The sequence below is a fragment of the Lachnoanaerobaculum saburreum DSM 3986 genome (assembly GCF_000185385.1).
In the GTDB taxonomy this organism is placed as follows: domain Bacteria; phylum Bacillota; class Clostridia; order Lachnospirales; family Lachnospiraceae; genus Lachnoanaerobaculum; species Lachnoanaerobaculum saburreum.
The window spans coordinates 2,188,895-2,202,261 of record NZ_GL622296.1 but is presented as its reverse complement, the minus strand read 5'-3'; the positions used below and the strand labels follow the sequence as shown (position 1 = coordinate 2,202,261).

Below are 13,367 nucleotides of genomic sequence, written 5' to 3'. Positions count from 1 at the left end.
TTAGTCCTCCTTTTGAAAGAGAGTAAATACAGACAATAAATCATATTCAGGATGGCAGATTTCAAACTTTTCCCCTTTTATAATATCCCAATCGTCTATAAGGCATGGATGTGTCTTTAAGTTCTCATCCTTTTTCTCTCCATACTTAAAATTCATTGCATAATAGCTGTTGCACCATCTTTTATGTTCAAGCCTTGATAAAAAATCAAGTAACGGAGCTTCTTCTAAATATTTACAAAATTCATGCTTGAATTTTTCAGGATTTTCCTTTCGGTTATTCTGCAAACCACTGAACTCTTCAAACTTTTTATTTAGATAATCGACAATCTCTTCCTCCGTTTTAGAAAAAAATATTTTTCTTGCTATTTCTTCTTTTATTCTGTCATGTGATGCCGACAGTCTTGAAGAGGTTTTCTTTACATAGGAGAGTTCATTCCATTTTTGACCTTCTCCCATACCTGCCTCCATGGAGGCCTTATTGTAGCTTTCATTAAACTGTTTTGCACGATTATCAAGTGACTCCCTTATCATTACATCACCTGTCATAATCTGTGAAACATCACCGAAAATTCGGATTTTTTCATGATTTTTAGTAAGTATATAGCTTAAATCCACATTGGATATATTTCTTATTATCTTTGGTACGCTCTCAAAATACCTGTCAAGTATCTTAAGATTTTTAAGACTCCTAACCACATCTTTATTCATTAAAAATATAATTGATAAATCATCATCATTTTTTATATTTCTTAAATGTTCATTTAAGGCATTTTTTCCAAATCCAATATCCATTACCTCTATATCCAAGGATTTTTTTAAGCCCTCATTATTATATAAAAGTTCGCTCATACGATTGGCAGCATCTGTATCTATAATGCTGACCTTGGTATTTTCATCTAATGATATAGTCATATCATTTGAAATATGCTTCAGCAATGTAATTGTAAGCTCATTTATACCTATTATCAGTATATGAATTTTCTTTATATTTTTTTCTATAAGCTCTACCGAACAATTTTCTCCTATAGCACAAAGCCCATCCATATTGGCTGAAATACTTTGCATTACACATTTATCCGACATCAACATTCTGACAGTCAAATCTGTCTGATCAAAATGTATAGTATCTATTCTTTTAAGCTTCTCTTCATTTTTTCTTTCAAGGCTTATCATATCCTCAATATAGGAAGATACAGTCTTAGACTCACATTTTATATAACATCCGATATGCCTTTTGGGTTTAATTCTTTTTATAATATTTGTGTATATAGCATAATTTTCCAGATCATTCTCCGAACAAAAAAACATATACTTTGCATTATTGATATTTAAAGCACTAAAAACTTCTTTTATCTCATTTATGTCACTGTTTTCAAAATCAAGCTGATATGTAGCTATACCCTTTTTCTCATATTTACTCTTTAAATTATCATCAATAAACTTTTTTGAAATAAGAGAAATCTTATATGAGTTTTTCTCATTCAGCAAATTATTGATCAATGTCTCACCTATAAAGCTGTTCTCAAATACCAAAATATGATTACCGCTTATTTTATTAAAAACTATATTCTTTAGATGTAGCAGAGTAGTTGAAATCTTCGTAAATACAAAGGTGGAGGTAAGTATTGGTGCAAGCCACTTTGCCAGTTCATAAAAAATAGTTGTATTATCCCCCGGAGATATCGGCGGTGCAAATAAAAACAGCTTTATAATACCGTATAATACAGCTGAAATCAGTTGAATAGGATCGTCTATCTTGACTTTATAGTATTCATAAAGGCTTTGAAATCCCAGAATAATTGTAATAAAAAGTAAGATAATATATGCTTTTTTCTTATAATAAGTTCTATTTTCTTTCATACAGGTCTCCATTTTGCTATCATGCAGATTGCATACAAACAGTTATAAAAGCTTTAAAATCCTACTTTTTATATTATGGCAATTTTGTAAGTTTTTAAAACATTTCTATCATTATACATTATTAAGTAAAATTCTTACAATGGCAGTTTATAACAATAAACTTAATGATTTATAACAATATTACCAATTTTTTAGAGCAATACTATCTGCCTGTCTTTATATCCGCTTTATGTAGATACAGCATACCTATACAAAAAGTAATACAGACATAAAATAAACATGATAATATTGTAAGGGGTATATTAAGTTTCCCTGTAATATTTGTACTTCCCATGGAATAAATCAGCATTGAAAACGGTGTGGCATAAAAAAGTCCTTTTAAATTAAGCAAAAGTCCGAATATATTGCAAAGGAATGCAAGTCCCACAGGTATTGCAAAGGAGCGTATTATTAGTGACAGCATACATTGAAAACCTGCGACAGCAATAATACAGATTAAACTTGTAAAAATCCTTAAAAAGAATATAGGAGGTATATTCCCAGGGATACCGAGCAGTTTTCCCGAAATAATATATATTATTGCGATCCACAGTATACAAATAATGGAAAGAGCCGATGTGGTAAGCCATTTATCCTTTAAGAGCTTAAACCTTGAGTTTACTGTAAGTACTATATTCCAGTTATTTCCATGATGCTCCATACGAAACAGAAGGCTTGCCAAAACAGCAATTAAGGGCGAGAGAAAAAATATTCCTAAAAACAACGATTCTTGAGTCCAAAGGTCATCCCAGTTAAAGGACAGTACATATTGGTTTCCGAGGAAATTTATAATACCGATGCCTGCTGAAATAATCGGAATCAAAATAAAAGGGATCCATACAGGATTGTACTTAAGTTTTATAAGTTCGGCAGGCAGTATTGTATGTATATTCCTGCTTTTAGCCTTTGAATGAATAAATGTAAAGTTTTTTGCTTCAGGAGTATTAAATACTTTAAAGCCTGCTATAAAGGTAGCAAAAAAATACATTAACCCTACAAGAACAGCTAAAATATTTATCTTATTCCACGAAAGAGACATTTGTCTTGTTGCAGAATCAAAATCCATAGATACGGTACTTAGAGAAAACAGTACAGACCATGGTGTAAGTGAAAACTTGCTTACAAAAGCGAGGAAAACTCCTGCCAGTGTTCCGCCAAATGCAATGGAAAGTGCTGCAAACTGACTCTGAAATCTTAGTGAGAGCAGACATTGTAATTGGAAAATAATCATTCCGAATATAATTTCTGACAATATAGTAAATATAAGATAAAAAAGCGGAAATTTGCTTTCAGGCAGAATCTTTACGGCAAAACAAAGCAGTAAGATCGTCTGCAATATACAAAATAAAAGTATATGTACAAATCCGAACATCAGCTTTGATATATAAAGTTTTGTTCTGCTATAAAGTGTGGGCAGAGTATTCCACATATTGCCTTTATTTTCCACATCAATACATTTGCTGGCAAGTACAGACATCATAATAGAAATCAATAATGTATTGATAAAAGGAATTGAGGCAAAGATCATTTGCCATTCCTGCCCCTGCGGCAGTCTGCCTTGCAAAACATAAAGGCAGTTTAAGATTATTCCGATAAATAAAAGTAAAGCTGAAATTATAAACTTATTCTTTTTAAATTCTATTAAAAGATACTGATGTAAACCTATTTGCTTCATAGTGATTCCCTTTCTCCGGTAAGCTCAAGGAAAATCTGTTCCAGATTTTTACCGGTTGATTCAAGCTCGGATAGTTTTCCCTGATATAGCATCTGCCCCTTGTGAATGATGCCTACATAGTCAGCCATTTGTTCTATTTCATTTAGAAGATGGCTTGATATAAGAACAGTTATATCTCTTTCCTTCGGCAAAGAGGTGATCAGATTTCTGATTTCCATTATGCCTGCAGGATCAAGTCCGTTACTTGGTTCATCCAAAATAAGAAGCTTGGGATCTCCAAGTAAAGCCATAGCAATACCAAGCCTTTGCTTCATACCCAGTGAATATGCACCAAGCTTTTTATCCTTTTGTTCGTATAATCGGACTGTTTTTAATGCCTTTTCTATTTCAGTTTCATTTACACCTTTTAACTTTGCGATGATTTGCATATTTTCAAGACCGCTTAGATGTGGGTAGCCTCCGGGGTTCTCTATAAGACTGCCTGTCTTATGCAGTAAAGCCAAAAGATTTTTAGAAGATACATCTTCACCGAACATCTTTATTTCACCGGCATCCTTTTTTATAAGCCCAAGAATCATTTTCAGAGTTGTTGTTTTACCTGCTCCGTTAGGTCCAAGGAATCCGTAGACACAGGATTTCGGTATGTTCATGGACAAGTTTTTGACACGATAGGTATTGCCGCTCTTTTTAGATAAATTTTTGATTTCAAGTATTGTATTGTTCATATATATTCCTTTCTTTTTTGTGCTAAAAGTCTTTATATATATAGAATAATGGTCAAAGCTTATATTAAGCTTATCTCTACATTATGATTACATTAAGAAATTCATTTTTATATATTGTCGGAGCTTATATAAGTTATAATAAGTGAAGAAAATAATATAGGAGATAAGATGGAAAAGAAAGATTGTAAAATCCTTATAATAGATGACGAAAGAGAGCTTGCAGGGGTAGTAGCGGATATTTTAAAAAATGAAGGTTACAGCAATGTAGAATCGGCATTCAGTTTAAAAGAGGCAAATGAAAAAATAAAAAAAAGTCAAGTACATTTGATTTTACTGGATGTGATGCTTGGTGACGGAAACGGATTTGATTTTTATGAGAGATTAAAAAATGAAGGAATCTTTCCAAAACTGCCTGTGATTTTTCTCTCAGCAAGGGATGAGGATGAGAGCAGACTGCATGGTCTGGGACTTGGAGCGGATGATTATATTACAAAGCCTTTTCTTCCCAAAGAATTATTGCTTCGTATAGGTGCGGTAATCAGAAGATGTTATAAAATAGATGAAAATATATCGGAGGTAGTATTGGGAGAGAGTCTGGTATCTTTGGATGGAGGCACAGTCAGAAAAAGTGGGGAGGATATAACACTTACAGCAAAAGAACTTACACTGTTTTCTGTTTTATATCGAAACAGGGGGAGGATAGTGACCACAGATATACTTTGTGAAGAACTTTGGCCGGACGGCAGTTATGGACTGGAAAATTCCTTAATAGTTCATATGCGACATCTGCGTGAAAAAATAGAGAAAGATCCGTCAAAGCCGGTATTTTTAAAAACAGTCAGAGGGCTTGGCTATAAATTGGAGAGAGCATGAGAAGAAGGGGAGAAAGAAGAGTACAATTTATAATTACTATACTACTCTGTGCAATAGGTATACTTTTTATTGACTTAATAATCTACGGTATATTAATGCATGAAAGATCAGGTGTGTATTATACATCTGTAAGTGAAATAAAAAATAATCTGACAATTAATAATGGAAACATCTTATTAAGTGCTGAAGAAAGTGCAAAACTTCAAGATAATGATGAATTCGCTTTTATAATAGATAAAGACGGAAATACGGTATGGAGTGAGAATTTACCAAATGATCTAAAAAATCGACAGTATACTTTGCAGGATGTGGCAAAATTTTCAAGGTATTATCTAAAGGATTATCCGGTACATACCTATGTAGCGGATGATGGAGGACTGTTAATAATAGGTAAATTAAACAGCAAAATATGGAAATATACATTGGAATATAATGCAAGTAATTTTTTATTATTTGTTAAAATAACACCTTTAGTCTTTATCTTTAATATTATTCTATTAATTTTTATCGCTCTGAAGCTGTATAAGTCAAAGCAAAGAAGGAGAGAAGAAGAAAGAGTGGAGTGGATTGCAGGAGTTTCACATGATATACGAACGCCACTTGCCATCATACTTGGAAATGCTCAAATGATACTAAATGAAAACTGTGATGATACAATAAAAAACAAAGCTGAAATTATTGATAAACAGGGAACGCGTATCAGGTCATTGGTTGAAAACTTAAATCTTTCAAGTAAGCTTGATTTCGGAACAGGAAGGTTTATAAAAAAGCAGATTCAAATGAGTGTTTTTATCCGCAAAATCTTAACCAATATTATAAATACACTGGATGAAGATATGGAATCAAAGTTTGAATTTGACTTAAATATAGAAGAGAGTTTACAGGGGAAAACATTTTTAATAAATGAAGAGCTTGTGGAAAGAGCGATAATAAATCTTATAAATAACTCTATGAACCACAATGTAGAAGGCTGCTCCATAAGCATAGAGCTGTATGAAAATAATAAAAATATTGTTTTAGAAATAAAAGATAACGGGCAGGGTGTTAGCAGGGAGTTTTTACAAAAAATAAATAAAAAGTCCTATGCCTTTGAAAAGAGTACGGGCAATCACGGACTTGGAATAAAGATAGTAAAAAAGGTGGCGGAATATCATAGATGGAAGATTGAATTTTTGAAAAATGAAGAGGGAGGATTTTGTTGCAGGATGAAGTGGTGCTGTACCAAAGCAATGTCTAAATGATAATTATCCCCTCAAATTCATAATGCCTACGCCTTAAGACGATAACTTTCACCGGATTATCGTCAAAGAAAGCTATCTTGAAATTTCCTTAGAATTAAACATCCTTCAGTCATTAGCTGAGGGATGTTTAATAGGGTTTTACAACATTATTTCATAATGAAAAGTTTAATTAAATCTAAGTTTAAGTTCTACTTTTACAGGAGCTTTTACATTCTCCTTAAATAACTCTCCGTCATTTTTATTTCCTACAATACTTCCATAATGAGTGGGAATTGCGACTTCAGGCTGTATTATATTAATAAGTTCAGCTGCTTTTTTTGCATTCATTGTATAGGTTCCGCCAATAGGCACCATGGCAATATCGCAATGTACAGCCTCGGCTTCTTTGGTCTTATCTGTATCACCTGCAATATAAATTCTTTTTCCTCAAATTTCTAAAATATAGCCCACCCAGCCTGAAATTTTTAGATGAAAAGGCTTTATAATATTATAGGCAGGTATTGTTTCTATATAAAGGCTGTTTATTTTTTTGTTCTGATTTGGTGATATGCTTTCAATCTTATTTATAAAATTTATTTCTTTTAAAGCCTTTGCTTTCATTTTTTCAGGAACTATAAGTACAGTATTTTCATAAGCTACCTTTTTTATATCTTCAGGTGAAAAATGATCATAATGATCATGTGTAATTAGGATATAGTCGGCATCACAAAACTCTTCCTTAATACCTAAGGGGTCTATATAGATATGATTCTCACCGTCTGTAATTTTGATACTGCTTTGTGTAAAAACTTCAATATTTTCTGTCATTATTCTACCTCCTGATATGATTATGCTGATTCACCGACAGGTAATTATATGATAAACAGCTGTCAACACTTAAATTATACCACCGGACAGGCCAAAGTAAATATTAAAAAGAAAGCAAACAGCAAAGACGGCAGAAGAATATTTATAAAATCATAAAACTGCATTTATACTACAGGTAGAATGACGGTAGAATTTTTCTGTGATATTCTTTTAAAAGTAAAGAAAAGCGAACACCTCTTACTCTTTATGAATGGCGGTATGTTCTATATGAATAAGTTTTAAGAGGAAAGACTTTTCACTATGCTCCTATAGTTCAACGGATAGAATAATCGGCTACGAACCGATTGATTCCGGTTCAAATCCGGATAGGAGAATATATATTTCATGATTTAAAATAAGATATTTACCTGAAATTATAGTCATGAAATATAAAAATTATATAAGGGCAGGTGTCCCGAGTGGCGAAGGGGGCGGACTGTAAATCCGTTACAAAAGAAACAGCGCCGGTTCGATTCCGGCTCTGCCCATCAGTTGAAAATGTAATAAAATAATATGTAGATAAAGCCTTTATCGGATTAAATAGATGATATTTTTTATTTGGTATGTGTCAGGCATTTTTATTGTACACCTAAGATGATATTATATGATAAAGATATAAACTGATATCATAATATTAAATTTAAAGTATCGGTTATTGTCAGAAAAGCATATTATTGGAGGGAAAATGAATAATGTATTTATATAATGGAGAGGATAAAAGGGTGTATTATGGGAAAAATTTACTTAAAGACAAAATTTGACAATGAAATGAAAATGGAAATTCCACATAGTGTAAATATTGCAAATGCTATGTATGGTTTTAGAGAGTTGGGAGCGGAGATAATTTGCTATCATAAAATTGATGAAATTTATGATAGAGTAACAAGAGAAGATATCGTGATAGATTATATAGACCAATGTAACAGCATATTTTTTAAATTTGGTATTATACCGGGGATACCTGATTACCCGGAAGTTCTTAACCCATTTCTTGGTAGGAGGATTTGGAAAGATACTATAAACAGCATTTCAAGAAATGAAGAGAAGTGGTCTGCGGGTTATTTTGTCAAGCCGAGAAGAAACAAAGCTTTTACAGGGAAGATAATAAGCGGTATATCTGACCTTGTTGGTTGTGGGAATTACTCTGAAGATTATGAGGTGCTTGTAAGTGAGCCTTTAGATATATGTGCAGAGTGGAGATGTTTTATACTGTATGATGAGATAATAGATGTTAGGCCATATGGTCTATTATTGGATAGAAATAGGAAAAGCTATAACTATCATTATGACTCAAATATTTTAAATTCTATGATGGAGGCATTTGTCAGCTGGGAGGAAAGACCGGTTGCATGCAGTATGGATATATGTGTTACGAAAGACGGTAAAACATTATTGGTGGAGCTAAATGATTCCTATGCACTTGGATGCTATGGTTTGGCAAGTATATTTTATGCCAAACTTATTTCGGCAAGGTGGAGTCAGTTAATGGGAGTGAGGGATGAGTTTCACTTTTAAAGTGTATAAATAGATTATTATGTGTTAATGAATACTTAAGGGGGATAGATGGATAATATTTGGAAATCGGGAATATATGGACTGATTATCGGTGATGCAGTGGGTGTGCCTGTTGAGTTTACTTCAAGGGAAGACAGAAAAAAGAACCCGATAACAGATATGACAGGTTATGGAACATATAATCAGCCGGAAGGTACATGGTCTGATGACAGCAGTATGGTACTTGCAACTCTTGCAAGTATAAGGGATAGAGGAAAAATTGATTATAAGGATATTATGGATAGATTTCATAATTGGTGTATGTATGGAGAGTATACTCCTTTTGATAATGTATTTGATATAGGTATAGCCACCTCAAGAGCAATAATGAAGTATGGCAACGGAGCAGAACCATTGAAATCAGGAGGTGAAACAGAGTGGGATAATGGAAACGGATCACTTATGAGGATTTTACCTGTATGCATTCACATATTTGAAAAGCAAAAGAAATTAAATCTATCGGATAATGAAGTCCTGGATATTATACATAACTGCTCCGCCCTGACACATGCTCATTTAAGAAGTAAAATGGCATGTGGTATATATTATTTTTTGGTAAAAGCTGTTATAGAAAAAGACGGTGAAATAACAGAAAGGTTACAGATAGGAATAGATAATGCATTTAGATATTATAGATTGAATACCGGTGCGGAAATTAGTAGCTATAACAGGATTATTTCTCTTTTTGAATTTAAAGATATACCGGAAGAAAATATAAAAAGTACAGGCTATGTGGTAGATACTTTGGAAGCTGCTCTGTGGTGTTTATTGAATACATCATCTTACGGGGAGGCAATTCTTAAAGCTGTAAATTTGGGCAATGATACAGATACTATAGCAGCGGTGACAGGCGGAGTAGCAGGTATTTTCTATGGGTATGAGAATATACCGGATAAATGGAAATCAAAAATACAGAGAAAAGATTTGATTGAGAGTTTATTGGTTTAAGCCCCAAAGTAGTAGAAGAGCTTTATAAAAATGAGAGAGTTTAAAAGCAGGCATTTTTATTGTACAGCTTTTCCTTTATTATGATAATAAAGAATTATTGATGTATAACAACATTTTATGGGAGAGATTGAGTAGAATTCGCTTGGTATACAAAGGGATAAGAAGCTTTATTGTTTGTTGACAGATATCAGGGAGTATATATGAGAAAAGAGAATTTTGAAATTGCTAAAAATTTAAGTTTTATTTTTTGCAGTCATCCGCTAAATAAAAAGAATGTGGATGAGGATTACTTTGAAGAATATCAGGCGGCAGGCTTAAATCATACTTGCGCACTATTTAGTTTTGAAGATTTAGAAAATGGGAAACTGTCACTTTATGGTGAAGACATTGAAGGTTTGACTATATACAGAGGTTGGATGATGCCGCCACATATGTATGAGAACTTTTATAATTTGCTTCTGGAAAGGGGAATACAGCTGATAAACTTACCGAAAGAGTATGCAAAGTATCATCTTTTGCCGGGATGGTATAGTGATTTTGAAGGACTTACTCCATTTAGTGTATGGAATAAGTCAAGGGATATAGGGGATGCTTTAGAACTTACAGAAGGACTTGAAGGAGCTTTTGTAGTTAAAGACTATGTAAAAAGTAGAAAGCATGAGTGGTATGATGCCTGCTTTATAAAAGATATTAAAGATGAGAAAGAATCCGGTCATATTCTTAGAAATTTTATCAATCGTCAGGGTGAAAATTTTGAGGGCGGTGTGGTGCTTCGAAAATATGAAAGTCTTAAATCAATAGGAATACATAAAGAGAGCGGTATGCCAATTTCAGAGGAATACAGAATATTTGTCTTTAAAGGAGAAATATTGGTTGCAGATAATTATTGGAATGAAAATAAAGAGGTAAATATATCCGAAGATGAATATATGTGGATTGAGTCTATAGCGAGTAGGATAGAAAGCAATTTTGTAACCATAGATTTGGCAAGGAAAGCGGATGGTAGCCTAATAATAATGGAAATGGGAGATGGTCAGGTATCGGGTTTACAGCAAATTGATGCATATGAATTTTACAGAGCTTTTCAAAATCAGGATAAAGGAAATATTTATTCTATAGAGTATGTTAAAGAAACAATAAATGAGTTGATTAAAATGGGTATTGAACCTGAAGTGACTTTATGTTTTAGGGGAAATGAATCAGAATATATGATTATAGGATATGCAGATCATGTATCATTTCAAAGATGCGGTTATTATGACGGAAGCGGTGAAATCGAATATAAAACCTTGGATGAATTATTTAAATCAGAACTTATAGACGGTATATGTCCGGAAAGGGATTGGAATAAAATAGTGGATATTTGGTGTTCACCATCTATGATAGACTTTGAGTTCAAAAAAGATAAATATAAGAAAATGATAGAAAAAAGTAATCTGGAATGGGGAGATAGGAGGCCAATTTTTAAAATTGTTAAAAAAGAAATTGATAAATGGAATCCATATGGACTTTTACCGGATTGTCCACAGGATGAGTTTGATGGGGAGAGTATGAGAATTGCAATGGATATGACTTGGGATCATACAGTTGACCAAATAGCAAAGTGCATTTCTGATGAATTTACATTCTCATTTGAAGATTCGGATATGTTTTCATTTAAATCCTGTATACCGATAGCTGAAAATATAAAAGATAATATGGATTACTTTATTAAAAACGGGAGAATCAAGAAGTGAAAATAGTGATTACGGATACGGGCATATTGTGGAATCCACGGAATCCGATACTAAAAAAGTATAGGGATCGGGTATTGGTAGTTTGCCTTGAAGGGATAAAAGCTACAGATGAATTTGAGTGCTTTATTTGTCCACGAAAGTCATTTGGTCTTGGAATGAGTATGGGAGTTGGCAGTAGAGTTTATAATGATTTAGAAGATGTGGCAGATGAACTTTATGACAAGTTAAGGTCTGAAGATGATATTTTATTTTTGACTGACGGTGATCCCGCAAGTTTATACCCTTATTATATTATTAAAAAAAGAAAGCATAGTATTAATATTCACCTTTGGGCAAGTCCACCCTTGAGCTTTGAAGGAAAATGGAGAATGAAAGCTCATGAGGATATGCTTTCAGATCTATCAGGTGTAAAATCAGTTTGTTATATAGATATTCAGGATTATTTAAAGAATGAATATAAGAATTTCGGCGTTTTTTTAGAAAATGTCCAAAATCACTTTGAGGAGATTTTTCCGATTGTAATAGATGGTATAAGTGAGATGGAAAATGAATCTTACTTTGATATGACTTCAAAGTCATATATTCCATTGGGAAAAGAGCCAAATAAAAATGATAGGTTAGAAAACAGATACTTGCTGGGAGATTTAAATATAGCGAGTATGTATTTTCTAGAGGGGAGGGTAAATATCCCCAATCAAGTTAGTGACGATATTTATAGAAGGGATATGCTATATAAACCTGTAGCCAGAATAGATGGAAAGAAGATTTGTAATTTATTGCGTGAATACAGATTTAAACTGGCACAGATGAATAACATAGATTTTTCTTCTGAGGAGTGTAGCTATGTGGGAGCCTGTGCCGGAACCTGTGAAAAATGTGATGAAGAAGCTAAGTATTTAAGTATGAAGCTTTCAGAAATTCCAAAGGAAAAGCAAAGGATTCCAAGTCTTAATCTGGAGGAGGTAGATTAGTGGTTGGGGATATTATATCCATTTCCAGACTTAGAATGGGTACAGACGGGAAAGGAATATCTACTCTCATAGTATTTTTTGATTGTCCTCTTTACTGTGAATACTGTATAAATGATTTTTGTCATAAGCCCCAAAAACCGTTTGTTGGAGTTCAACATGCAGCATTTACCCCTCAGGAGCTGATAGAGATTTTAAGGAAGGATGATATTTATTATTTGATGAGTGGAGGAGGCATTGTCTTTGGTGGTGGTGAGCCGCTGCTACAATCAAAGTATATTCATAAGGTTTGTACTTTGGCAGATCAAAGATGGGCAAAAAGAATAGAAACTTCACTTAATGTTCCTTGGGATAATATAAAACCGGTATTGTATGATATGGATGAGTGGATTATTGATATAAAGGATATAAATAATGATATTTATAAAAGCTATACAGGAACTGATAATAAAAAAATGGTTGAAAACTTATTGAAACTTAGAAGCAAAGTGCCAAAGCATAAAATTCATATAAGGATTCCCGGGATACCGGGATATAATACTAACTATGATATAGAAAACTCCGTACAATGGATTAGAGAAAATATCGGAGTGGAACCGGAAGTGTTTTTATATAGAAAGACTATAAACCGGTAATTAAATTGTAAGATATAGAGTATTTTTTATACTGTAGGTATAATGACAAATAACTTTTACTATGTTATTCTATTGATAAAGAATTTGGGCAGATGTGCCGGAAGGGAAAAGACATGAGAACAATGAATCGTTTTGACTATCTTAATATTGAACGCTATACTTTAGCACTCCCGAGCAGTCAGGATTGGAAGGGCTTTGTTTTGTTGCATCCATTAGAGATAGGTCAAGTACGAGGAAATTGTTTGTATAATTATAAGCATAGTTAGA

The 13,367-nt window shown here is 33.0% G+C and carries 10 protein-coding genes, 2 tRNA genes and 1 pseudogene; 9 read left to right on the top strand and 4 right to left on the bottom strand.

Features of this window, described 5'->3' with window-relative positions; translation table 11 throughout:
- From HMPREF0381_RS10100 to HMPREF0381_RS10090, 3 genes are all read right to left on the bottom strand, one after another.
- Positions 1–1,860: a hypothetical protein gene (locus HMPREF0381_RS10100; RefSeq protein ID WP_008751878.1), complete on the bottom strand. Its 1,860-nt coding sequence runs from the start codon at positions 1,858–1,860 to the stop codon at positions 1–3.
- Between the two features lie 202 nt (positions 1,861–2,062).
- Positions 2,063–3,574 (bottom strand): ABC transporter permease, encoded by a 1,512-nt coding sequence (locus HMPREF0381_RS10095; protein WP_008751877.1) that lies wholly within the window; start codon positions 3,572–3,574, stop codon positions 2,063–2,065.
- Positions 3,571–4,299 (bottom strand): ABC transporter ATP-binding protein, encoded by a 729-nt coding sequence (locus HMPREF0381_RS10090; RefSeq protein WP_008751876.1) that lies wholly within the window; start codon positions 4,297–4,299, stop codon positions 3,571–3,573. Before HMPREF0381_RS10090 ends, HMPREF0381_RS10095 begins: the two co-directional genes overlap by 4 nt.
- Before the next feature lie 168 nt (positions 4,300–4,467).
- Here HMPREF0381_RS10090 and HMPREF0381_RS10085 point away from each other — a divergent pair, with 168 nt between their 5' ends.
- Positions 4,468–5,172: a response regulator transcription factor gene (locus HMPREF0381_RS10085; protein WP_008751875.1), complete on the top strand. Its 705-nt coding sequence runs from the start codon at positions 4,468–4,470 to the stop codon at positions 5,170–5,172.
- The gene (locus HMPREF0381_RS10080; protein WP_008751874.1) at positions 5,169–6,413 is read left to right on the top strand and encodes a sensor histidine kinase; all 1,245 of its coding nucleotides are present in this window, start codon (positions 5,169–5,171) and stop codon (positions 6,411–6,413) included. The genes HMPREF0381_RS10085 and HMPREF0381_RS10080 overlap by 4 nt, the downstream gene beginning before the upstream one ends.
- A 165-nt stretch (positions 6,414–6,578) precedes the next feature.
- Here HMPREF0381_RS10080 and HMPREF0381_RS10075 read toward each other — a convergent pair.
- Positions 6,579–7,220, bottom strand: a pseudogene (locus tag HMPREF0381_RS10075) (MBL fold metallo-hydrolase).
- Between the two features lie 303 nt (positions 7,221–7,523).
- Here HMPREF0381_RS10075 and HMPREF0381_RS10070 point away from each other — a divergent pair.
- The 7 genes from HMPREF0381_RS10070 to HMPREF0381_RS10040 all read left to right on the top strand — a co-directional run bounded on the left by HMPREF0381_RS10070 (position 7,524) and on the right by HMPREF0381_RS10040 (position 13,100).
- A tRNA-Arg gene (locus HMPREF0381_RS10070) sits at positions 7,524–7,594 on the top strand.
- Between the two features lie 69 nt (positions 7,595–7,663).
- A tRNA-Tyr gene (locus HMPREF0381_RS10065) sits at positions 7,664–7,747 on the top strand.
- A 241-nt stretch (positions 7,748–7,988) separates the two neighbouring features.
- On the top strand, positions 7,989–8,774 hold the full coding sequence (locus HMPREF0381_RS10060; RefSeq protein ID WP_040461835.1) for an ATP-grasp domain-containing protein: 786 nt from the start codon (positions 7,989–7,991) through the stop codon (positions 8,772–8,774).
- A gap of 48 nt (positions 8,775–8,822) precedes the next feature.
- Positions 8,823–9,761: an ADP-ribosylglycohydrolase family protein gene (locus tag HMPREF0381_RS10055; protein WP_008751870.1), complete on the top strand. Its 939-nt coding sequence runs from the start codon at positions 8,823–8,825 to the stop codon at positions 9,759–9,761.
- 200 nt (positions 9,762–9,961) lie between these two features.
- Complete coding sequence (locus tag HMPREF0381_RS10050) at positions 9,962–11,497, top strand: ATP-grasp domain-containing protein (protein ID WP_207635187.1); 1,536 nt, start codon at positions 9,962–9,964, stop codon at positions 11,495–11,497.
- Positions 11,494–12,468, top strand: a complete 975-nt coding sequence (locus tag HMPREF0381_RS10045) for a hypothetical protein (protein ID WP_008751868.1) — start codon at positions 11,494–11,496, stop codon at positions 12,466–12,468. The genes HMPREF0381_RS10050 and HMPREF0381_RS10045 overlap by 4 nt, the downstream gene beginning before the upstream one ends.
- Positions 12,468–13,100 carry a radical SAM protein gene (locus tag HMPREF0381_RS10040; RefSeq protein ID WP_008751867.1) on the top strand — a complete coding sequence of 211 codons (633 nt, stop codon included), beginning with the start codon at positions 12,468–12,470 and terminating at the stop codon, positions 13,098–13,100. The genes HMPREF0381_RS10045 and HMPREF0381_RS10040 overlap by 1 nt, the downstream gene beginning before the upstream one ends.
- Positions 13,101–13,367: the final 267 nt, after the last annotated feature.

Excerpts from the sequence above, each read along its gene's own strand:
- HMPREF0381_RS10050 (WP_207635187.1), top strand. The coding sequence starts at position 9,962 with ATGAGAAAAGAGAATTTTGAAATTGCTAAAAATTTAAGTTTTATTTTT.
- HMPREF0381_RS10090 (WP_008751876.1), bottom strand. The coding sequence starts at position 4,299 with ATGAACAATACAATACTTGAAATCAAAAATTTATCTAAAAAGAGCGGC.
- HMPREF0381_RS10085 (WP_008751875.1), top strand. The coding sequence starts at position 4,468 with ATGGAAAAGAAAGATTGTAAAATCCTTATAATAGATGACGAAAGAGAG.
- HMPREF0381_RS10095 (WP_008751877.1), bottom strand. The coding sequence starts at position 3,574 with ATGAAGCAAATAGGTTTACATCAGTATCTTTTAATAGAATTTAAAAAG.
- HMPREF0381_RS10055 (WP_008751870.1), top strand. The coding sequence starts at position 8,823 with ATGGATAATATTTGGAAATCGGGAATATATGGACTGATTATCGGTGAT.
- HMPREF0381_RS10100 (WP_008751878.1), bottom strand. The coding sequence starts at position 1,860 with ATGAAAGAAAATAGAACTTATTATAAGAAAAAAGCATATATTATCTTA.
- HMPREF0381_RS10060 (WP_040461835.1), top strand. The coding sequence starts at position 7,989 with ATGGGAAAAATTTACTTAAAGACAAAATTTGACAATGAAATGAAAATG.
- HMPREF0381_RS10080 (WP_008751874.1), top strand. The coding sequence starts at position 5,169 with ATGAGAAGAAGGGGAGAAAGAAGAGTACAATTTATAATTACTATACTA.